Genomic DNA, 21596 nt, shown 5'->3' on the forward strand with positions numbered 1-21596 from the left:
GTCACCCCCGATAAAAAGTGGAAAGGAATGTTCCTGCGTTGAAAATGAAATCAAATTCTCGCCGGTTATCGGAGTGGAAAATAGGTGCGATCATCTTGTTATTGGCAGCAATGTCGATATTTGGGTTTTCAACTACCCTTGCTGCAGGCTATGATGCACCTGCAATAAAGCTTGAACAAAAGTTTGCTGCCGATCCGAACGTAAACAAACCCATCGAAATAATCAAACCGATCAAAATCAAGCCAATTGACATTAATCTGGATGGAGCTCAAATTCCAGGCAATTTCGAACCAATTTCGAGACCCGCAACGGTTCCCACAGTAATCGGGGGAGACGGACATAGCGTTGCTTTGAAAAGCGACGGAACAGTATGGACATGGGGAGAAAATGGTTATGGGCAACTCGGAATCGGAACAATTGACAAGGGTAGTTCCGTCCCCGTGCAAGTAAGCAACTTGAGCAATGTCGTCGCCATTGCAGCAGAAGGAGGAGAGTCTTTTCTCAAAACCGGACATACCGTGGCCCTGAAAAGCGACGGAACGGTGTGGACTTGGGGAAATAATGAACATGGACAACTCGGAATCGGAACAATTGACAAGGGCAGTTCCGTACCTGTGCAAGTACCCAACATGAGCGATGTCGTCGCCATTGCAGCGGGCTCCCTCCATACCTTAGCCTTGAAAAGCAACGGAACGGTATGGACGTGGGGATACAACTACTATGGGCAACTCGGAAATGGAACAACGGGTGGTAGTTCTGTCCCTGTGCATGTGTCCAATCTGAGCGGTGTCATCGCCATTTCCGCACAATATCTTCAATCCGCCGCCTTGAGAAGCGATGGAACGGTCTGGACTTGGGGGAGTAACTTTTATGGTCAGCTTGGCTACGATACAAAAAGAGAAATTAACCCCACACCCAAGCAGGTGCCTAAAGTGAAGGGGATTGTCTCGATTGCGCAAGGACAACTGTTTACTGTTGCCTTGGCAAGCAACGGAACGGTATGGACGTGGGGACTGAACTTGCTTGCTTCACTCGGCAACGGAACAAGTGGCCAACAGACTGAATTTTTCGACCCTCAAAAAGTAGTCTATAACATGAATCCAAACAGAGAGCTGAACAGTGTCGTCTCCATTTCTGCAGGACAAGGTCATGCACTTGCCCTGTTAAGCGACGGAACGGTATGGGGGTGGGGGGATAACAGATATGGCCAACTCGGAACCGGTGATTTCAATAATCGTCCACTTGCAACGAAGCTCGATCTGAATGGGATTTTCGTCGCCGTTGGAACGGGTAAGTTTCATTCGCTTGCCATAAAAAACGATGGAACCATTTGGAGCTGGGGGCAAAATGGTTCTTACCGACTCGGATACAAAACGCTTCCGCCTGAGCCTCCTGAAGGGTTTTCCAATGTTCCCCGTCAAGTTCCGGATTTGTTTTTACGTAAATCTTTGACAAGGATCGCACTGGATAGTGAAGCGTTCACACTTACCACCGGCGGCAACGATCAGATCAAAGTGACAGCAACTTATTCGGACGGAAGCACCTTAACTGTCACGGATCAGACGAAATATCAATCCTCTAAGCCGAATATAGCTTCCGTGAGCCCGGCTGGGGTGGTATCCGGCTTGCGTGCGGGTCAATCGAATCTAACCGCAACGTTCTTGGACCACACCGCAAAAGCAAAGGTTACCGTACTAGAACCAATCGGCAATGTGCCTGCGCCCGGCAATGCCCCCGCGCAGAACAATCTTCTGGCGGACATCAACGGGCACTGGGCGAAAAACAATATCGTTCAGGCTGTGAACAAAGGCATCTCGTATGGTTATCCCGACGGCACCTTCAAACCGGATCGCAGCGTCAGCCGTGCTGAATTTGCCGTACTGCTGATGAACGCGCTGAAGCCCGAAGGCAAAGGTGCGGAGCTAACCTTCAAAGACAAGGACGCGATCGGTTCATGGGCGATGGGGCAGATCGCCCAGTGTGTGGAGCTTGGCATCATACATGGCTACTCCGATGGCACGTTTCGCCCTAACAAGACCATCACCCACACCGAGATGATCGTCATGGTTGTGCGAGCAGCCAACCTGCCGGTCGCAGACGATGCCGCCGCCGGGTACCTGGATGACATGGATATTCCTCCGTTTGCCCGAGACCAAGCCGCTGCAGCCAAACAGTACGGCATCACCAGCTACATTACCGACAATAGGTTCGGGCCTAACGAACCGTCGACCCGTGCCGAATCGGTAACCGCCATACTGAACATGCTGAAAGTGAAAAAGTAAGCAGCGGTTTTTACAAGAGAACTGCCATGTTGACAAATTATTGAAGAGAGATGGTGAAGTTTGAAGCGCTTTTGAAGCGCTCCCATCTTTAGAATGGCTCTGAAGGAGGGATTTTTAAACAAAACAAATGAAGCGGATGACAGTTGTTCATTATATGACGGAAGGGTGATATTGATTGAAAATGAAATGGATGAAGCTGAAAGCAGTCAAGATTTTCTTGTTCATCGGTGCGATCCTTGTCAGTTCTTTCGGATCCGCTTATGCAGCGGCAAATATGGAACCAATTAACGCCTTTTTTAATCGGGGTGTATCGTTTGTCGTAAAAGGCGAGCTGTGGCAGCCCAAAGACCCAAACGGAAAACCGCTGGCGGCGATTTATTATCAGGGAACGAACTATTTACCGGCCCGCGCTCTGGCTGAAGCGCTAAAAGTGCCGATCGAATTTGATCCAGCCAGTCAAAAAATTTACATCGGCGGAAGACCGGCAGAAAAAACACCGCTTTTTGCCATGCCGCTAGAGATTGACAACATCTACGTGACGACGACAAAGGATTCCAAAGAAACGTTGGTAAACGGGAAACAATTCAAACAGGTGTTAAAGATCGACCAATATGGCGACATTTATTTTAAACTCGACCGCAAATACAAACGCCTAGTTCTGGATGCCGCTGTCATAAGCCCTGGAGAGCATGAGGTGGAATTTTCGCTTTATAACGCTGTGGACATTGCTGGAAACACAGCCGAGACTGTTCTGGAAAAGCATTCGGTCAGTCCGGAAGACACCGTAAAGCAGCTTGTCTTTAATGTGGAAGGTCTGGAAAGAATCAAAATCCATGTACAAAGCCCTAATTTAAACCCATATATTTATGCGAGGATTGTAGACACTTCTTATTTTGATAACGGAGATCCTGCCACTCAAGATAGCTCGATCGTGAAATAGACAAAAAGCAAAGATTGAATTCTTATGAAGCACTCCCTTCTTTCGGATCCTTCTGAAGGAGGGAGTTTTTATCGTGAAATGGGGTCGTTTTCCGAACGATGTTCCTTTATTAAATACGGAGCTTACTTCATATTACAGTTGTTACATCAACCGTTGGATATCGTCGGAGGTGCAATCGAAATAGCTTGCGTTCTGTCATGGGGCATTTGTTTTGTTGTTTTTATTTTCGATATCAAATTTTGTATAATTTATTCCGATACAGTATTAATGGTTGTTACATCTGCTATTCCATTCATGTGATCTGCTTGTAGGGGGACGATGTGTAATTTCCCCAGAAAACTATTGTGACGAAGAGGATATTCGTTATGAATATAGCTAAAAAATTGGTACACATTCCAGCGAATATTAGTCCAAGCGATCATCGTTTCTTTGTATTTTGCAATTCTATGTTTCTATTTGCTTTCTTTGCCCATATCATTTTTGTCCCTCTCTTTTATAAAATGGGGGACACGATTGTGTTTATCAATAATATCCTTGCCATTTTTCTGGATTTGCTTTGTCTAAGATTAAATTACAGAGGTTTTCTCAAAACGGCAACGGCTCTATGGATATTTGAAATATCCGCCCATACCTTATATTGCACATATGCATATGGTTGGGAACAGGGATATTATTATTACTTTCTTTCTCTGGTTATCATCGTATTTTATTCAAGGTGGGCGATTTTACTACGATTACTGGTAACCGCATTTCTTTGTACTGCAACGATACTCATGTTTGACTATACACATACCTATCCACCAGTTAACAAGCTGAATTACAGCACCTTAAATCTGATTCACGCATTTAATGCAGTTGCCAACTTTGTAGGCATTGCATACGCTTCCTATTACTATCGGAGATATTCGGAACAAATGGAAGCGAGACTGTTGCATCTTGCCAGCACAGATCCATTAACAGGGATTTGTAATCGACGATTTTTTGAGCAGTCTGTTGATAATAAATTAGAACAGACGTCACGTGACGGTATAAAGGAATGTGCTTTATTATTATTGGATATCGATCATTTTAAAAAAATTAATGATTCATTTGGACATGCTGTGGGCGACTTGGCGCTGCAAAAAGTGGCAGAGGTTTGTAGTCAGTCATTACGAAAAGGCGATGTCTTGGGGCGAATTGGTGGTGAAGAGTTTGCTATTTTCTTCGATAATGTTGACCATTCAGAGGTCCTTCAATTCGCAGAGCAGTTACGAAGAAATATAGAAGATTGTAAACTTTTGATAGATGAAGCAACTGAACTTGGTTTCAGCGTGAGTATTGGAATAGCGGTCCCTAAATTCCATCATGAAAAACTATCTAGCATAATGGTGCGCTCAGATCAGGCATTATATCAGGCTAAGAATAGCGGGAGAAATAAAGTTGTAGCTTTGATTTAATAATGACGAATTGCTGCCGGTCCTCCAGTAAAGGTTTGCGAAGAATTTCACATTATGTGGTCAGCCAGAAAAACTGGCTGGCCATTTTTTGTGACAACGGCTGTAGCCGGTAGAACAATCAAGGATGGGACTACACGTTAGTATTGATTGATAATGGATTTGTATGAATGAAATAACGCAATTAAAATCAAAAAACGACTTTTCAAAACACGGTAAAATAAGTATATCTACTTAGGGAGGAGGACAAGAGATGGAACTATATGACGGCAGTATTTTAAGGGTCATCGAATATATGGAAAACCGGATCGATTGTGATCTGACTTTGGATGAGCTTGCAAGTGAAGCAGCTTTTTCAAAATTTCATTTCACCCGTGTTTTTAAAGCGGTTACAAAAGAAACCATTTATGAATATATTCGCAAACGAAGGAATGGCACAGTTCCCGGAAAGATCTTGAATAATATATCGTTATTATGATAAAATAACGATACGATTAACGGGGAGGCGATCTTCATGCCTACGATAAGACCAAGTTCAGACTTGAGAAATAACTATAATGAAATATCTGATTTTTGTCATAAATTTTCAGAGCCTGTTTATATCACCAAAAATGGAAAAGGCGATTTAGCGGTAATGAGTATTGAAACCTATGAAAGACTTGTAGGCAAATTTGAGCTTTATAAACTTCTTGATGAAGGTATGGATGCAGTTAAAGAAAATAAAGTAAGGCCCTTTCGTGAAGTCATAAATGGAATTCAGAAGGAACTCTTAGAGTGAAGAACTACAGTATTATGATTACTGGGCCTGCAGAGGCTGATTTACTTGAGATTGTCGACTATATAGCAGATGAATTAAAGAATCCAGCAGCCGCCAATCAGCTGATGGTAAAACTGGCGGAATCTATTCTAGAGTTGGAGCAATTGCCATTTCGATATGCACTTGTCAGTGATGAACAATTAGCTTATCAAGGAATTAGAAAACTTGTGGTTGAAAATTATATCGTTTTTTATATTGTTTCTGAGAACAACAAGTTAGTTACGATTGTTAGGGTTCTTTATGGTAAGCGGGAGTGGAATAACTTGTTGTAATTTATGGGTAGTGAAATTAACTATTATGGGAGATCGCTACACTGGCAGTGAAGAGGTCAGCGGTTCGATCCCGCTATGCTCCACCATATAGGAATTACGGAAACGGCAGAGATGCCGTTTTTTATTTATTAGCGTTATGAGGGTGGAGGCTGGTGGGGGGAGAGAAACCTTCTTTATCAGAATTGAGTACAGAAAGTCCCTCTTTACCGACTCAGTGTATTGCTGAGCCCGTAAAGAGGGATGGACTTGGCAAAAAACGAATATCGGGTGGTAAGCTTGAGCCGTTAGATAGATGGCTTGAGCTTTTTTGTTGTTACGGGGCTTTTTCAGCTTTTGGTGGTGAGATAGACGGGTTCTACGTACAGGGGCGAAACTGCCTTACCGGCGTCTGCCGTCTTTACGACCGTTTTTAACCCGTCATCAGTGGTGGGGGCACTTTATTAAGCAAGGAACTTTCGGTTTTAATTTATAGGAACATGACAATAAATAAATGGATAATAAAACCGAATTGGTAAATTTTCAGTTGTTTTCACATGTAAAATAGCAAATTTATCCTGTAAACTTAATTTCGCTGGGTGAACAATCGCCTAGCATGGATCTAGCGAGTTAGAACTTATAGAGTAGAGAGGTGCTTTCAAAATGAACCAAAACATAGTTTCTGCCTCACAGAGTGCCACCAGCAAATCGTCTTCTCGCCGTCTTCCATGGGCTGGATTGCTCGCTTTGGCGATGGTGGGGTTTATCTGTATCCTAACTGAGACGCTACCAGCGGGCTTATTGCCCCAGATCAGCAAGGGGCTTGGAATCTCGGAAGCTCTCACCGGTCAGCTCGTCACCTCATATGCCCTTGGCTCGACCTTGGCCGCAATACCGTTGGTCACTGCGACACGCATGTGGCGAAGACGGCCATTGCTGCTGATGTGTATCCTTGTTTTTCTCGTATTCAACACGATTACAGGTTTATCTTCCAACTATATACTGACATTGGTTGCCCGTTTTTTCGCGGGTGTGTCTGGCGGTGTTGTATGGGGGATAACCGCAGGCTATGCACGTCGCATGGTTCACGAATCTTTGAGAGGGCGGGCGTTGGCGGTGGCGATGATCGGTTCTCCACTCGGCCTTGTGCTCGGTGTCCCTATCGGAACATTTATCGGGGGGGTGATAGGGTGGCGACTCGTTTTTGGGATCATATCTCTGCTGTCGCTGCTACTTATCGTTTGGGTGCTCAAGGCGGTACCGGATTTTCCAGGGCAAGCTGCCGAAAAGCGACTTCCCCTTCACAAGGTTTTCATCATACCTGGGGTACGATCCGTACTCTTTGTCGTGTTGACCTGGGTACTTGCGCACAACGTCCTCTACACCTATATTGCACCGTTCCTTACGCAGGCCGGGCTTTCTGGGCGAGTCGACTTGATATTGCTTCTATTTGGCATTGCATCCGTCGTTGGCATTTGGGTGATCGGCATGTTGATCGACCGTTGGTTACGATTGCTAGTACTCATTAGTCTATCTGGTTTTGCCTTGGCATCTGTCTTATTGGGTATCGGCAGCAGCCAGCACATGGTGATCTATTTGAGTGTTGCGATGTGGGGGCTGACCTATGGGGGTTCGGGGACTTTGCTGCAAACGGCGGTTGCCGAAGCTGCTGGTGAGAATGCCGATGTGGCCCAATCCATGCTGGTGACGGCATGGAACCTCGCTATCGGCGGCGGTAGTGTAATCGGTGGTATTTTCCTAGAAACGCTTGGTATCAGTAACTTCCCATGGATCTTGGTCATCCTACTGCTTTTTGCTCTACTAGTCACAGGGCGTGCCAAAGGATATGGATTTCGTAACATTGAACGCTGAAGCAGCATCCGATCAATGAAAATATTCGGTTAAAATGTGTTCCCAATTCATCGTGATGCGAGAAATCCGGTTTGATTTCCGGATTTCTTTTCGTATAACCATTCTATTTCTAATCGGCCTGTGTACTTAGATCTTCAGAAATGAAAAATTTATGATCAATAGGCGATGACATGACAATTAGAATCGTATAGGTTCCGTATTTATTACACCGATTTCCGAATTCCTCCAGAGACTGTATGGAATCGGTAATGATTTTCAACATATAATTGTATTCCCCACTGATGCGATGACATTCGATCACTTCGGGAGAGGAGCCGCAAAAATCAATAAACCCGTCACAGTCTCTTGTATGAAACAGCATGTAGGCCGCGGCATGTTTTCCGATTTTTTCAGGAGAAACAATCGTGCGATATTGCTCGATTATTCCTTTTTCCTCCATACGCTTCACTCTTTCCGTTACGGCCGGTTGTGATAAATTTACGCACTTGCCAAGCTCCGTCATGGAAATTCGCGCTTGGTGCTGAAGGTGGTAAAGAATATTTTGGTCGATATGGTCCATAGATACGGCCTCCTTTGAATTTAAGGTGTTTTTGATAATTAAACGAACTTTCATTTGTCGTTTAGTCTGAACCGGAGGAATACTTCATGTAAATTTGGCGAATTTATGATAATAATAAACTCATTTCATCAGGTAATCAACGCTTTAGTTTTTAGAATTTATACAACGCTTTCAAAAAAGCAGGCGACTTTTCTCCAATAGAATAGTGGGGAATTGTCGCCGCATAAAATAAAGCTTTTCTATCATTTTCACTCAACAATTTTACGACTATAAATTTTTTTGTGTCATGCTGGGAGAAAACAATACGGATTTTTCTGACTCTTTACCAAGGTGTCCCAATGATTACAAATAGGAGCCAACCAAGTCCAGGTCCAAGAACAACAAAGCATCCGGATACAATCAAGAGCTTTCTAAAAAATTGATTTTGGTTCGTACCTTGTGCATTTGCAAGCAACATAGCCCCATTTGTCGAGAAGGGACTTATATCCACAATGCTCGCTGCAAAAGAAATGGATGATATAACCCCAATGGATGATACAGTTGGATCCTTAAGAATTGGAATGGAGAGCGGGATAATAGCTGCCAAGAAACCTGTTGTTGAGGCGAAAGATGAGATAAGTCCACCAACATAAGATGCTGTAAGCGCTGCCATTACTGGGTTATTCATGCCTTCTATTAAATGGGTCATATATTTGATAACACCGATTTTTTCCAATACACCTACATATGTTACAATTCCTGTTACCATAAGGATAATCGACCAAGGTATACTTTGCATGACGCCTTCTTGCCTTTTTGGAGCTAGTAAGGAGAGTGCCAATCCTACTCCGAACGCGGCAAAACCCATGTTCACCTTGTAACCAAGGGCCAATATGATTAGAATAGCGATTCCAAGTAGTGTGAATCCTTTATACCAAGTTAAACCTTCCCTTTTTTTCTCCGTATATTCATTGTTATCAGGCTGTATTTCAATTGCTTCTGCTGTAGCCGCTATCTGCTGTTGCACCGAATGTTTTCCCGCAAAATGACGAAGTCCGCCAAAAACAATGAATAGGATAACCGCAACGATTACACAGAGGATAAAGGTGTTGAGGAAAAGTAAGCCTGGCGCATGCGGGATATGCTGTGAATTCATCATGCCATTCACAATTACGCCAAAAAGATTAAGTGGCGAGAAAGCACCCGAAGTCACTCCTACAAGAAGCATTAGGCCCATCATAAGCGGATTAATCCTGTACTCATACGCAATCCGTAAGGCAATCGGAATTAATATAGAGGCAGCAGCAATTGCAGATGTACCTATACTTGTCAAAATAAAGCCCAATACAAAAATAACCCAGGGGATAAAGCCGGTATTACCTCTAACCATGAGGAGTCCCCATCTACTAATTAAGTCGATCGTTCCATTTTTTTGAACAATAGCGAATAAAAATGTGACCCCTGCAAGTAGGATAAATAGATCTGCAGGAAAAGCACTAAAGATGTCGTTAACGCTCAGTCCACTGATAGCCACCCCCATGATAAAAGCAGCAACAAAACCAAATATACCGATGTTTATTGGAAGAATAGCTCCAACGACAAACATGAGTAAAAGTACAATAATAGCTCCAATTTCTATGCTCATAGATTACTCCTCCTAAGAGATGTTCATAGTAACGGTTCATTATTTTTTACTGAGGTTGACAAAATTCTACTAATACTCCATTGGCAGATTTAGGATGCAGGAAAGCAACTAAATTACCATGGGCTCCGTCTTTTGGTATTTCATTGATTAATTGAATGCCATATGCTTTCAAATAGGCTAAACGCTCCCCTATATTATCTACTTGAAATGCGATATGATGGATTCCTTCTCCTCTTCTTTCTATAAAAGAGTGGATCGAACTATCCAAACTTGTTGCCTCTAAGAGCTCCAACCGGGTTTCTCCTATTTCTAAAAAAGCAATCCTGACTTTTTCACTTTCTACCCGTTCGATGCCCAGCAATTCTAATCCCAGGCAATGGGTATAAAACTCAACCGATTGATTTAAGTTTTTCACTGCAATTCCAATATGCGCAATTTGTTTTGGAGGTTTTACCGACAATGTAAGTACTCCTTCCTATGCAAACGAATCCAATAATATTAAGTCGATTGTCGACAATAAAATTCTACAATCCGTTTTCTGAAAAGTCAATAAGTATGAATAGGTTAGAAACAGCATCTATCCTTTTATCTACGAATACCTTTTTGTACTTTGTAAAATCGAATCATTTCCACTAGAAACGCCATTGTGAAAAAGCTTTACAATATCCTCTTCCCTGTATCCAAGCCTTTGTAAAATTTCGCAGGAATGTTCTCCGAGTAAAGGAGGAGGAGTTTTTAATTCTCCGGGAGTTTCAGAAAGTTTAATTGGTATACCTACCTGTTTAATCTCACCAATGGTTGGATGATGTAGCGAAAGCAGCATCTCTCGCTCTGATACATGAGGGTCGGCATATAAATCAGAAAGCTGATACACAGGACCGGTTGGAATACCAGCTTCATCTAAAGCTTCAACCCAATATTTAGAGGGTTCTTTTTTAAATAAATTTTCTAGCATGGGAATCAATTGATCACGATTCTCTACTCTTTCTGAATTTGTAGAAAAACGGGGATCATTTGCTATATTTAGGTTCATAATTTCGCATAGCTTTTTCCATTGAGCTTCATTACCGACACCAACATTAAAGTAACCATCATTTGCCTGAAAAACTTGATAAGGACAAATACTAGGGTGAGCATTTCCCATAGGTTGTGGATTTTTTCCGGTTGCAAAGAAACCGGTTGCTAAATATGTTTGCCAGGAAATCATTGTATCCAATAGTGATGCATCAACCCATTGTCCCTTTCCTGTATGATTCCTTGCCTGCAATGCCATTAATATACCGATTAATGCCCACATTCCTGATCCTAAATCAGCAAATGAAAACCCTGCTTTAATAGGAGGACCACCAGGCTCACCGTTTACCGACATCAATCCTCCCATTCCTTGAGCGATGACATCATATCCAGGGCGTTTCGCATAAGGTCCATACTGTCCGAATCCAGAAATAGAGGCGAGGATAATCCGTTCGTTAATCTGTTTCAATACATCATAGTGAATCCCTAATTTATCGAGTGTACCTGGCCGGAAATTTTCTACTACGATGTCGGCTGACTTTACAAGATCTAGGAAAATTTTCTTTCCTTCCGAAGTTTTTAGGTTTAGTACGAGGCTTTTTTTGTTCCGATTCACACTAAGAAAATAACAACTTTCTGTTCCGATAAAAGGGGGACCCCAAGCACGGGTATCGTCACCTTGTGGAGATTCAATTTTAATGACCTCTGCGCCCATATCAGCAAGAATCATTGTACAGTAAGGGCCGCTCAATATACGTGATAAATCTAGGACCTGCAAGCCTTGAAGTGGTTTCATTTTTTTTAACCTCCTTGTTTTAGTTAGGAACGATAAAGTCGATTGTGGATTGTCGACAATTATTCTTTTTGTTATTTTAATTAAAGACAAAAAATTATGTCAATAACTTTTTTGAATTTTTATATTTTTCCTCTAGGCAAGCGTGCTAATTTTGTTTCGAATCATTACTAATTAGGCTATAATAAATACAAATAAATCGTAAAAGGAGAATTATATAGTGGTTGAAAAGAGAACGTTGGATAATGCTCTTCCCAAATTAATAAAAGATAGCATAATGGAAGATATCTTAAAAGGAAAACTTGAGGCTGGAGATAAATTAGTAGAATCAGAGTACTCTCAGCTTTTTGGTACGAGTAGGGCTCCCGTGCGAGAGGCTTTCTATCTTTTAACATTGGAAGGAATTGCAAAAAAAATTCCGAGAAAAGGAACAGTCGTTAGAGGCTTTTCGAGAGAAGAAATGTCTGATATATTGAAAATTAGAAATTTTCTTGAACAATTAGCGATTGATAAGCTAACGGTAAACATGAGAGAAAAATGTGTGCAGGAGATGAGTAAGATCATTTCCGAAATGGAAAATAATGAACAAGACGTAAGAGAGTATGCAAAACTTAATTTTGAATTTCATTTTCAGCTAATTGTGGCAAGCGAGAGTGAGATTTTGCGAAACATCTACTCAAATTTAGGATATTCGTTAATCTCATTGCAAACCTTTTCTTTAATGGGAAAAGAGAAGGTAGTTAAAAAGTCATTAGAGGAACACAAAGAATTTGTAAAATTTCTCTCATCAGGTGAGATCGAGAAAGCGAAGTTATTACTAAATTCCCATAATGATGCCGTATTTCCACGAGTGGAAGAATCACTTAAAGAATGATTTTTATTCTTGACTTTTAGTCGACAATCGACTTATTTTATTCAAAAGGAGGTGTTACCTTTCTTTAAAATACAATAAGATAATCAAAATCATAAGGCTTTTATATACTCGTATTTTGTCGACAATCGACCGTTTGTTATCGTGTCTTGTAAACAAAATATTTTAAAAAGGAGTAAGACGGCTATGGCAGATCAAAAAGAAGGCGTCAACATGATTGACGAGGAAACTTGCTTATTCAACGAGTTTCCGATTCCAACTTATCAACAGTGGAGACAAATCGTAGAGAAATCTCTCAAAGGAGCTTCATTCAACGAAAGGCTCGTAACACAAACCTATGAGGGAATAGAATTACAACCTATTTATCGGGAAGAAGACGCTGCGGACATTCCCCATCTTTCTTCTTTACCAGGTTTTTTTCCCTATGTTCGTGGAACAGAATTTCTCGGATATGTAAAAAAACCATGGGAAGTATGTCAGGAAATGATTTATCGTGATCCAGTGGAGTTTAATAAGGCCATCCGACAAGAGTTAGAACGAGGCCAGACGATGATCAATCTTCGGTTGGACAGGGCAGGATTACGAGGGGTAGATCCACATGAAGCCAAAAAGGAAGATATTGGTCAGGGCGGAGTATCTATTTCTTCGGTAAAGGATTTTGACGAAGCATTAAAAGGGATTTGTTTGGAAAAAACACCCGTATTCCTTCAAGTAGGCTCGGTTGGGTTACCTATCTATGCTTTCCTAATAGCGGCAATCCATAAACAGAATCAGGATATAAACGAACTTCGTGGTTGTATAGGGATGGACCCACTCGGAGAATTAGCGAAGGAAGGGACACTTCCATTTTCATTGAAAAAGGCTTATGGACACATGGCTCATATCCTGTCATGGGCGAAAGAGCATACGCCACGATTACAAACCATTTTGGTAAAAAGCGATCCCTATCATGATGCAGGTGGAAGTGCGGTTCATGAGTTAGCATTTGCACTATCAACAGGGGTTGAATATGTGAGAGAAATGCAGAAGCACGGATTTACCATTGAAGATATTGCATCGCGTATTCGATTTTCTTTTTCTATCGGCTCTCATGTATTCATGGAAATTGCCAAACTCCGGGCAGCACGAATGCTCTGGGCGACTATCGTAAAATCGTTTGGCGGGAGTGAGTCAGCTCAGAAAATGACCATACATGCCAGAACATCAGCCTGGAGCAAAACGGTTTACGATCCTTATGTAAACATGTTGCGCAGTACGGCAGAGGCTTTTGCTGCAATCATTGGTGGAGTAGACAGTCTTCACGTGACACCTTTCGATGAGTCGATCCGTCCGCCTGATGAGTTTTCCCGTCGTATTGCTCGAAATTCGCAGCTGATTTTACAACAAGAGGCCCATTTGTCGAAGGTAATTGATCCGGCTGGAGGATCTTGGTATGTAGAAGTTTTAACGGACTCCCTCGCTCAAAAGGTTTGGACTTTATTTCAGGAAGTTGAAAGGAATGGCGGTATGTTGAAAGCTTTGGAAAAAAGTTTTCCACAGACCCAGGTTGCTCAAGTCGCAGCACAGCGAGCTGAAAATATAAGCTATCGAAAAGATAAAATAGTAGGAACCAATATGTATACTAACAACGAAGAAACATCATTATCTGACTTACAGGCGGAAACAAGGTTGCTACAAGAAAAACGAATTGCCGATGCCAATGCTGACCGTTCATCAAGGGACGAAAATAACTGTCGGAAAATTATAAATGATCTCGGCGAGGTGTTTCACTCAGAATCCAACCATGCTGTGAATATAGCAATCCGTGCAGCAATGGCTGGTGTGACGATTGGAGAATTTGTAAAAACCATTGGTCAAAAAGAGGAGGGGCTTCCGTCAATAAAAGCTGTACCTGTTCATCGTGGAGCTGAGCTATTTGAGTCACTGCGAAAAGCAATGGAGCGACATAAAGAGAAAACAGGCAAAAAGCTGCAAGTTTTCTTGGCAAATCTGGGTCCAATTGCTGAGTATAAACGGCGTGTCGATTTCACAAAGGGATTTTTTGAGGTAGGAGGTTTTGAAGTTATCCAAAACCAAGGCTATGAAACAGTGGACGAAGCAGCACAATCGGCCATTGATTCTAGAGCCTCAATCGTGGTGATCTGTTCTACAGATGAAGCCTATATGACAAATGTACCGTTAGTAACCAAAAGAATCAAAGAAACGAATTCCGATACCACCATCATGTTAGCCGGTTATCCAACCGCTGAGAAACAGGAAATGTATAAGCGGGCAGGAGTAGATGATTTTCTGCATATCCAGACAAATTGTTATGAGATGCTTTTCAAACTGCAGAAAGAGAAGGGGATTTGGAAATGAGGATGCATCCGGATTTTACCAGAATACCTTATCATACAGAAAATCCTAGGGTGGATTTCAATGATTGGAAAGAGCGAGTTGAGCAAGAAACAGGGAAATCATGTAACGAATGGGTCTGGCACACGATGGAACAAATCGATGTACATCCATTATATGTAAGGGATCATATTCAAGGATTACAACATATCCCTTATCTTTCCGGAATCCCTCCCTATTTGAGGGGGCCCTATCCAGCTATGTATGTAACGCAGCCATGGACTGTTAGACAATATGCAGGCTTTTCAACAGCGGAAGAAAGTAATGCGTTTTATCGCCGAAATCTTGCTTCCGGACAAAAAGGTTTATCGATTGCTTTCGATTTAGCCACTCACCGGGGATATGATTCCGATCATCCACGGGTGGAAGGGGACGTCGGCAAAGCGGGGGTTGCGGTTGATTCCGTTCTTGACATGAGAACGTTATTTAACGGAATTCCACTTGATCAGATGTCGGTATCTATGACGATGAACGGAGCAGTTCTGCCCATTATGGCGTTCTATATCGTAGCAGCTGAAGAACAAGGAGTAAAGCAATCTCAACTAACTGGTACGATTCAGAATGATATTTTAAAGGAGTATATGGTTCGTAATACTTATATTTATCCGCCAGCAGCTTCTATGCGAATTATCGCTGATATTTTTTCCTACACCTCGCAGTATATGCCGAAATTCAATAGCATTAGTATTTCCGGTTATCATATGCAGGAGGCAGGGGCTAGTGCAGATATCGAGCTCGGTTATACGTTAGCAGATGGTCTTGAATATGTACGTACAGGTCTTAAAGCCGGGATTGATATCGATTCTTTTGCACCAAGGTTGTCCTTCTTCTGGGGGATAGGGATGAACTATTTTATGGAAGTGGCGAAAATGCGAGCGGGGCGGTTACTATGGGCGAAATTGATTAAACAATTTAACCCGAAAGATGAGAAATCGATGTCCTTGCGTACCCATTGTCAGACTTCTGGATGGAGTCTTACCGAACAAGATCCATTTAACAATGTCACCCGAACATGTATGGAAGCGATGGCAGCTGTACTTGGGCACACCCAATCCCTTCATACGAATGCCTTAGATGAAGCAATCGCATTGCCAACCGACTTCTCCGCAAGAATTGCCCGTAATACGCAACTATTTCTCCAAGATGAAACGGGGATTTGCAATGTAGTTGACCCGTGGGGCGGTTCTTATTATGTAGAATCATTAACCGATGAATTGTTGCGACGGGCATGGGGACATGTCCAAGAAATCGAATCACTTGGAGGTATGGCAAAAGCTATTGAGACTGGATTGCCAAAAATGCGGATTGAAGAAGCGGCAGCACGCCGTCAAGCGCATATCGATTCCTACAAGGAAACGATTATCGGCGTAAATAAGTATCGTCTGGACAAAGAAGATCCGTTGGAAATTTTAGAGGTAGATAACACTGTCGTTCGTGAAGCTCAGATCAGGCGTTTGGCTGAACTGCGTGCTAACCGTGATGAAGCCCGTGTCCAAGCCGCGCTGAATGCCATTACCAAAGCAGCTGAGACTGGTGAAGGAAACCTGTTATCTTTGGCAGTTGAAGCGGCAAGGGCAAGAGCAAGCCTTGGTGAGGTTTCTGATGCGTACGAAAAGGTTGTAGGGAGACACAAAGCAGTCATTCGTTCGATCTCTGGCGTATATAGCTCCGAATTTGGCAACGAAGAACAGGTCGTTCATATGCATAAGATCACGAATGAATTTGAACAGCGAGAAGGACGGCGTCCACGGATTATGATTGCCAAGATGGGTCAGGACGGACACGACCGAGGGGCCAAAGTGATTGCTACCGCTTTTGCTGATTTGGGTTTTGATGTCGATATCGGACCATTATTTCAAACGCCAGAGGAAACAGCGATGCAGGCTGTAGAAAATGATGTGCATGTCGTTGGCATAAGTTCTCTGGCTGCCGGACACAAAACACTTCTGCCTAAACTCGTTTCTGAATTAAAGCGACTTGGCCGCGAAGATATTATCGTTGTAGCGGGTGGTGTCATTCCTGCCCAAGATTATGAATTTCTTAGGCAAAATGGCGCTGCCGCTATATTTGGGCCCGGTACAGCAATCCCGTTTGCCGCAGAAAAAGTTCTGGAAGAGATCAACCGTCGTATGGGTGTGCCTACTCATGTGTAAAGAGGTAAACCGGAGGAATCGACTTCCCGTGGACGATTATGTGCAAGGAGTGTTAAAAAGAAATCGAGCGATATTTGCTCAAACCATTACTTTAGTAGAAAGTAATTCTTCAGCAGATATGGAAACGGCACAGGCTGTATTGAAGCAATTGCATCCTTATACGGGAAAGTCTATCCGAATTGGAATTACTGGGGTACCTGGTGTAGGAAAGAGCACTTTTATCGAAGGTTTCGGCAGTTTGCTATGTGAGCGAGGTCATCGTGTAGCAGTTCTTGCCATAGACCCAAGCAGTACCATTACACGCGGGAGTATTCTAGGAGACAAAACGCGGATGGAGAATTTATCAAAAAATCCGAATGCTTTTATCCGCCCTTCTGCTTCAGGTGGAATGTTAGGTGGTGTTGCCCGAAAGACACGAGAAACCATTTTCGTCTGTGAGGCGGCTGGATTTGACGTCATCCTTGTTGAAACGGTTGGTGTTGGACAAAGTGAGGTTACGGTTCGATCCATGGTCGATTTCTTTTTATTACTGCAAATTACTGGGGCGGGGGACGAACTTCAGGGAATGAAGAAGGGGGTTATGGAGCTAGTAGATGCCATCTTGATCAATAAAGCAGACGGGGTGAATAAACAGAAAGCATTAATAGCCCAATCTGAATATAATGGTATTCTCCATTATTTACAGCCTGCAACGAAAGGCTGGGAAACAAAAGCTTATACCTGCTCTTCTTTGACGGGAGAAGGCCTTGATGAAGTCTGGTCAATGATTCAGCTATTCCACAAAAAAACGAATGAGTCAGGCGTCTTTTCTAAACGACGTCAAAAACAAAACTTGGATTGGCTGCATTACATGGTGGAAGATTACTTGCGAATGAACTTCTATACTCATCCCAAAGTAACAAAAGTTCTACCGCAGATTGAACAGGCAGTTACTGAAGGGACATTATCTGCTACGATGGCAGCGAATGAATTAGTAAGAAACCGTAACCAGTAAGCAACTGATTTTCTAGAAGAGAAAAAATCGCTCAGGTGACTGATGATCCCCTGAGCGATTTTTTCGCGACTATAATTGTCCGACAATTTTCTTTAAGCGTTCTGCAAGTGGCAGTACAATGATACCGGCGACTACAACCTGAAGAAAGTTTCCGGGGATGGAGCCGAATGGCTGTATCCAGTTACTGTAAAGAATAACCTCGACAAAGTAGTAGCCCACGATTTTTATAATCAGGGCAGCGGCAATTGCCAGTGTGTATACAAGCACTCTTTTGCCAGGTAGCTTTTCGGCTATGAGGCCGGCTACATAGCCCATTGCACCCACGATGATGAATGTAAACGGTGCCCATGCTGTCCAACCAGAGATCAGATCGAAGAGACCCATTCCGAAGGCGCCTGCTATGGCTCCTGTTTTTCTGCCGTAAACAAAGGCTGCGATAAACAGAGGCACGTTGCCCAAATGGATTAGGCCTCCGTTACCCATTATGGGGAGCCTGATGTTGATGAACATTGTAGCTGCGAGGGTAAAAGCGATGAAAAGGGCATTGATGACGAGCATTTTTGTTCTCGATGTGCTTCTTGATGAGAATGTAGAATCCATATGATTGCCTCTTTCTTTTTTTCTATTATCATACTCGGAATCAGATACTTAATAAATATGCTTCCACCTATTTATTTTCGCTGGTACATTTAAGAGTTGGATTTAGGGAAGAACAATCCCATTAGTGAGACTACTAGAGATACGATGACGATCGTATTGATGACTTGGGTATTAAGTAAGGAACTATCATAGATATTAACTCCAAGTAGAGCGGCACCAAGACGCCTATTCCATTCAAAAACGATTGAGGAGGCGTTTTTTATTATGTTACATGTACGAAAACAATCCCAACATCAAAAGAATATGATATGTAGAATTGAATTTATGTGAGGAGAGTGAGGTTATGCTCAGGATAGATTACATTAAAGGAAAGGGAAGGGGAGTAATTGCCGCAAAGGATATTAAAAAAGGGGCAATCATTGAATGTTCACAGGTCATCGTGATTCCACCTGATGAATTAATGTACATTTTCAAAACCGTCTTAATAAATTACATCTTCAGCTGGGGAAGTAACAGTTCAGCGATTGCATTGGGGTACGGCTCCTTATATAACCATTCCTATCATCCAAATGCCACTTATTTCACGAGGATAAAAGACATGTGCATCGAATTTCAGGCATTAGAAAATATTCAAGAAGGTCAAGAGATTACGATAGATTACGAGTGGTTCCCAAATGGCCTATGTTTGCGCTATCCGTAATCCTACTTTACGAGCGAAATTAGACAAATACCCATTTCTTTTGCAGGCAAGCGCCTCTTTCTAGTTATCTGCATAGTTTAACACAGTACTTGATGGAAAGTAGTTAAAAATTGGAGGAGGAATTTCCAGGATGAACCAAGAAGAGGCGTTCAGCGACGAGTTTTATAGAACTGACGATTATATGCAAGATTTTGGGCCAGGACCTATAGGATTTTCATACCCTTCCGCATCTTTCCAGAATACTCAGCTTATGTCACCTTTTTACAGTTGGTATTATCCCCATGCCCCGTACTATCAACCGTATGGTTATGATCCCTTCCCGTATGAATATTATCCAACACAACCGGGACCTGGAAAGGGACCCGGAAAAGGGCCTGGAAAAGGCCCTGGAAAAGGGCCAGGAGCAAGACTGAGCGAAGAAGAGGCGTACAATATTTTGTACAACATTTTTTCCCAAATAGAAAATGATAATAGACAACGACCGGTTTACTATGATTATGTTTCAGGTGTACAAATACAACAAAGAGCACGTATTGCATGGTATTCCTTGAAGAGTGCTGTACGTATTATGAGAAGACTTCCATACCGATCCGCTATTCATGTTGCTGGTTTTTTGGAAGGCACAATTATGGCAAGAATCGGTGAAGCTGGAACAATTGCCGCTGCGGCTCTAGTAGTACGCCTTAGTGATTTTTTAGTCCATAACTTTGCTGCATATGCTTCGAATCCAGCATTAGCGACCTACCGAGCTGAACAAATTGTAGATCTTATTTCTCTTTTGTTGTAATTAATCAAAAATGAACACAATGTATATCTGAATGTGTTCACTCCTAGGATGCTGTTCAATTTAGCAGCATCCTTTTCATGCAGTTGGTCCCGATCCCGTCCATCCCATGCTGAATGGTAGTATGTATCTAAATAATGGTAAGTGATCAATTACTAATAACAGATAAGCGACTAACAGCATTGTTCTGTTCTCGGTATGTCCACGCGGATAACTGGACTACTTCCCTTCGAGCTTCAACACATTCGACTCCAGGTTTGACAAAATGGCAAACAATTAGTTACAGTTTTTTCTAAAGCTGTGTTTGATCACAATTTGCAGAAAGTAGTATCCAAGCGCGTTATGGCTGATCTCCATGGCATAGGAATTGTGAGGATTATGTCAGAAGATTCAATAATAGTGGACTATACGTTTAAATAGGAGGGCGATTATGAAGATAGCAAAGGTAGAAGCAGGCGGGGCAAATATTGCCGTCGTGAGCAGCAACGAGATACTAATTGTGGATGTTCAGACAGCATTGGATCTTATGGCAACCGTACAATATGAAACAGGCTGCGATCGTATCATCATAAACAAATCCCTGCTCAACGAAAGCTTTTTCGATTTGAAAACACGCCTTGCAGGCGAAATCCTTCAGAAGTTCATCAATTATCGCGTAAAGGTTGCCATCGTTGGTGATTTTTCCGTGTATTCAAGCAAAAGCTTAAAAGACTTCATCTATGAATCGAACAACGGAAACGCCATCTTCTTCTTGCCGACCGAACAACAAGCGATTGAAAAATTAAGCATGTTGAAGTAGTAGATTGAATGGGAGGAAGATAGGTGTCAAACGTACGGCGCAGTCATGCTGAGTATCCAATGGTGAAAATTCCCGCAGGTGAAGTTGAATTAAGGGACGATCGAAAAAAGACAACATGGACGGTAGATGTGAATTCTTTTTTGCTTGCACCGGTTCCCGTTACGAAAGAGCTATATTTTTCGATATTGCAAAAGACAGTTGGACCTAATGACAATCCACAGACTCCGGTTGTGGAAGTCTCATGGAATGATGCTATTCTTTTTTGTAATTTGCTATCTCAGCACTCAGGTCTGCAGGAATGCTACTTGGTAAGTGAAGATGGTGAGAGTGTCGACTGTAACTGGGGAGCGAATGGCTATCGTCTTCCTACAGAAGCGGAATGGCAGTATGCGTGCAAAGCGGGAACCACTGGCTATCGATATGGCGAGCTTGATGTGATCGCTTGGTATCATGAAAACTCTGAGGGTATGGTACATGAGGTAGGTAAAAAACTGCCGAATGTGTGGGGGCTCTACGATATGTTAGGGAATGTTTGGGAGTGGTGTTGGGATCTGTACGATGTGGAAGTGTACGGTTCCTATAGAGTTTTTCGCGGTGGAAGCTGGGCGGAAGAGGCAAGGGGCTGTGGGGTGACATGCCGTCGCCGCAGTCACCCTACCTTTCGAATTGATGATCTCGGCTTTCGTCTTGCCAGATCCCTGTAAAGTGGCGCAGAAAAC

General features: G+C 42.6%; 20 protein-coding genes. 15 read left to right on the forward strand and 5 right to left on the reverse strand.

Going from position 1 to position 21596, the window contains the following annotated elements:
• Positions 1-44 precede the first annotated feature (44 nt).
• The 7 genes from ACIFQN_RS00925 (at position 45) to ACIFQN_RS00955 (ending at position 7592) form a co-directional block, all read left to right on the forward strand.
• On the forward strand, positions 45-2282 hold the full coding sequence (locus ACIFQN_RS00925; protein WP_429831400.1) for an S-layer homology domain-containing protein: 2238 nt from the start codon (positions 45-47) through the stop codon (positions 2280-2282).
• Between the two features lie 175 nt (positions 2283-2457).
• Positions 2458-3222, forward strand: coding sequence for a hypothetical protein (locus ACIFQN_RS00930; protein ID WP_429831142.1), 765 nt, complete (start codon positions 2458-2460; stop codon positions 3220-3222).
• 365 nt (positions 3223-3587) lie between these two features.
• On the forward strand, positions 3588-4658 hold the full coding sequence (locus tag ACIFQN_RS00935) for a GGDEF domain-containing protein (protein WP_429831143.1): 1071 nt from the start codon (positions 3588-3590) through the stop codon (positions 4656-4658).
• Between the two features lie 250 nt (positions 4659-4908).
• Positions 4909-5133 (forward strand): AraC family transcriptional regulator, encoded by a 225-nt coding sequence (locus tag ACIFQN_RS00940; protein WP_429831144.1) that lies wholly within the window; start codon positions 4909-4911, stop codon positions 5131-5133.
• A gap of 36 nt (positions 5134-5169) precedes the next feature.
• Complete coding sequence (locus ACIFQN_RS00945; RefSeq protein WP_429831145.1) at positions 5170-5433, forward strand: type II toxin-antitoxin system Phd/YefM family antitoxin; 264 nt, start codon at positions 5170-5172, stop codon at positions 5431-5433.
• Positions 5430-5744: a type II toxin-antitoxin system RelE/ParE family toxin gene (locus ACIFQN_RS00950; RefSeq protein ID WP_429831146.1), complete on the forward strand. Its 315-nt coding sequence runs from the start codon at positions 5430-5432 to the stop codon at positions 5742-5744. The genes ACIFQN_RS00945 and ACIFQN_RS00950 overlap by 4 nt, the downstream gene beginning before the upstream one ends.
• Positions 5745-6383: 639 nt before the next feature.
• Entirely contained in the window at positions 6384-7592 is a 1209-nt protein-coding gene (locus ACIFQN_RS00955; protein WP_429831147.1) for an MFS transporter, read from the forward strand.
• Between the two features lie 109 nt (positions 7593-7701).
• Here the strand turns inward: ACIFQN_RS00955 and ACIFQN_RS00960 are convergent, their stop codons facing one another.
• The 4 genes from ACIFQN_RS00960 to ACIFQN_RS00975 form a co-directional block, all read right to left on the reverse strand.
• A complete protein-coding gene (locus tag ACIFQN_RS00960) occupies positions 7702-8151 on the reverse strand; it encodes an Lrp/AsnC family transcriptional regulator (RefSeq protein WP_429831148.1) in 450 nt (149 codons plus the stop codon).
• Between the two features lie 322 nt (positions 8152-8473).
• Complete coding sequence (locus ACIFQN_RS00965) at positions 8474-9775, reverse strand: SLC13 family permease (protein ID WP_429831149.1); 1302 nt, start codon at positions 9773-9775, stop codon at positions 8474-8476.
• A 46-nt stretch (positions 9776-9821) separates the two neighbouring features.
• Positions 9822-10235, reverse strand: a complete 414-nt coding sequence (mce, locus tag ACIFQN_RS00970; protein WP_429831150.1) for a methylmalonyl-CoA epimerase — start codon at positions 10233-10235, stop codon at positions 9822-9824.
• A 129-nt stretch (positions 10236-10364) separates the two neighbouring features.
• Entirely contained in the window at positions 10365-11585 is a 1221-nt protein-coding gene (locus ACIFQN_RS00975) for a CaiB/BaiF CoA transferase family protein (protein WP_429831151.1), read from the reverse strand.
• Positions 11586-11802: 217 nt separating this feature from the next.
• Between ACIFQN_RS00975 and ACIFQN_RS00980 the strand changes: the two genes are divergently transcribed.
• From ACIFQN_RS00980 to meaB, 4 genes are all read left to right on the forward strand, one after another.
• Entirely contained in the window at positions 11803-12456 is a 654-nt protein-coding gene (locus ACIFQN_RS00980) for a GntR family transcriptional regulator (protein WP_429831152.1), read from the forward strand.
• A 183-nt stretch (positions 12457-12639) separates the two neighbouring features.
• On the forward strand, positions 12640-14811 hold the full coding sequence (locus ACIFQN_RS00985) for a methylmalonyl-CoA mutase family protein (protein ID WP_429831153.1): 2172 nt from the start codon (positions 12640-12642) through the stop codon (positions 14809-14811).
• Positions 14808-17000, forward strand: a complete 2193-nt coding sequence (gene scpA / locus ACIFQN_RS00990) for a methylmalonyl-CoA mutase (RefSeq protein ID WP_429831154.1) — start codon at positions 14808-14810, stop codon at positions 16998-17000. Before ACIFQN_RS00985 ends, scpA begins: the two co-directional genes overlap by 4 nt.
• On the forward strand, positions 16993-17994 hold the full coding sequence (gene meaB, locus ACIFQN_RS00995; protein ID WP_429831155.1) for a methylmalonyl Co-A mutase-associated GTPase MeaB: 1002 nt from the start codon (positions 16993-16995) through the stop codon (positions 17992-17994). Before scpA ends, meaB begins: the two co-directional genes overlap by 8 nt.
• Before the next feature lie 69 nt (positions 17995-18063).
• On the opposite strand, the gene ACIFQN_RS01000 is transcribed toward meaB, so the two are convergent.
• On the reverse strand, positions 18064-18594 hold the full coding sequence (locus ACIFQN_RS01000; RefSeq protein ID WP_429831156.1) for an ECF transporter S component: 531 nt from the start codon (positions 18592-18594) through the stop codon (positions 18064-18066).
• Between the two features lie 343 nt (positions 18595-18937).
• Here ACIFQN_RS01000 and ACIFQN_RS01005 point away from each other — a divergent pair, with 343 nt between their 5' ends.
• From ACIFQN_RS01005 to ACIFQN_RS01020, 4 genes are all read left to right on the forward strand, one after another.
• Positions 18938-19294 (forward strand): SET domain-containing protein, encoded by a 357-nt coding sequence (locus ACIFQN_RS01005; protein ID WP_429831157.1) that lies wholly within the window; start codon positions 18938-18940, stop codon positions 19292-19294.
• Between the two features lie 130 nt (positions 19295-19424).
• Entirely contained in the window at positions 19425-20081 is a 657-nt protein-coding gene (locus ACIFQN_RS01010) for a hypothetical protein (protein ID WP_429831158.1), read from the forward strand.
• Positions 20082-20508: 427 nt separating this feature from the next.
• A complete protein-coding gene (locus ACIFQN_RS01015) occupies positions 20509-20877 on the forward strand; it encodes a DUF4180 domain-containing protein (protein WP_429831159.1) in 369 nt (122 codons plus the stop codon).
• Positions 20878-20936: 59 nt separating this feature from the next.
• On the forward strand, positions 20937-21581 hold the full coding sequence (locus ACIFQN_RS01020; protein ID WP_429831401.1) for a formylglycine-generating enzyme family protein: 645 nt from the start codon (positions 20937-20939) through the stop codon (positions 21579-21581).
• Positions 21582-21596: the final 15 nt, after the last annotated feature.

The sequence above is a fragment of the Brevibacillus sp. NRS-1366 genome (genome assembly GCF_050467985.1).

Excerpts from the sequence above, each read along its gene's own strand:
- ACIFQN_RS00925 (WP_429831400.1), top strand. The coding sequence starts at position 45 with ATGAAATCAAATTCTCGCCGGTTATCGGAGTGGAAAATAGGTGCGATC.
- ACIFQN_RS00935 (WP_429831143.1), top strand. The coding sequence starts at position 3,588 with ATGAATATAGCTAAAAAATTGGTACACATTCCAGCGAATATTAGTCCA.
- ACIFQN_RS00940 (WP_429831144.1), top strand. The coding sequence starts at position 4,909 with ATGGAACTATATGACGGCAGTATTTTAAGGGTCATCGAATATATGGAA.
- ACIFQN_RS00945 (WP_429831145.1), top strand. The coding sequence starts at position 5,170 with ATGCCTACGATAAGACCAAGTTCAGACTTGAGAAATAACTATAATGAA.
- ACIFQN_RS00955 (WP_429831147.1), top strand. The coding sequence starts at position 6,384 with ATGAACCAAAACATAGTTTCTGCCTCACAGAGTGCCACCAGCAAATCG.
- ACIFQN_RS00960 (WP_429831148.1), bottom strand. The coding sequence starts at position 8,151 with ATGGACCATATCGACCAAAATATTCTTTACCACCTTCAGCACCAAGCG.
- ACIFQN_RS00965 (WP_429831149.1), bottom strand. The coding sequence starts at position 9,775 with ATGAGCATAGAAATTGGAGCTATTATTGTACTTTTACTCATGTTTGTC.
- ACIFQN_RS00975 (WP_429831151.1), bottom strand. The coding sequence starts at position 11,585 with ATGAAACCACTTCAAGGCTTGCAGGTCCTAGATTTATCACGTATATTG.
- ACIFQN_RS00985 (WP_429831153.1), top strand. The coding sequence starts at position 12,640 with ATGGCAGATCAAAAAGAAGGCGTCAACATGATTGACGAGGAAACTTGC.
- scpA (WP_429831154.1), top strand. The coding sequence starts at position 14,808 with ATGAGGATGCATCCGGATTTTACCAGAATACCTTATCATACAGAAAAT.
- meaB (WP_429831155.1), top strand. The coding sequence starts at position 16,993 with ATGTGTAAAGAGGTAAACCGGAGGAATCGACTTCCCGTGGACGATTAT.
- ACIFQN_RS01000 (WP_429831156.1), bottom strand. The coding sequence starts at position 18,594 with ATGGATTCTACATTCTCATCAAGAAGCACATCGAGAACAAAAATGCTC.
- ACIFQN_RS01005 (WP_429831157.1), top strand. The coding sequence starts at position 18,938 with ATGCTCAGGATAGATTACATTAAAGGAAAGGGAAGGGGAGTAATTGCC.
- ACIFQN_RS01010 (WP_429831158.1), top strand. The coding sequence starts at position 19,425 with ATGAACCAAGAAGAGGCGTTCAGCGACGAGTTTTATAGAACTGACGAT.
- ACIFQN_RS01015 (WP_429831159.1), top strand. The coding sequence starts at position 20,509 with ATGAAGATAGCAAAGGTAGAAGCAGGCGGGGCAAATATTGCCGTCGTG.
- ACIFQN_RS01020 (WP_429831401.1), top strand. The coding sequence starts at position 20,937 with ATGGTGAAAATTCCCGCAGGTGAAGTTGAATTAAGGGACGATCGAAAA.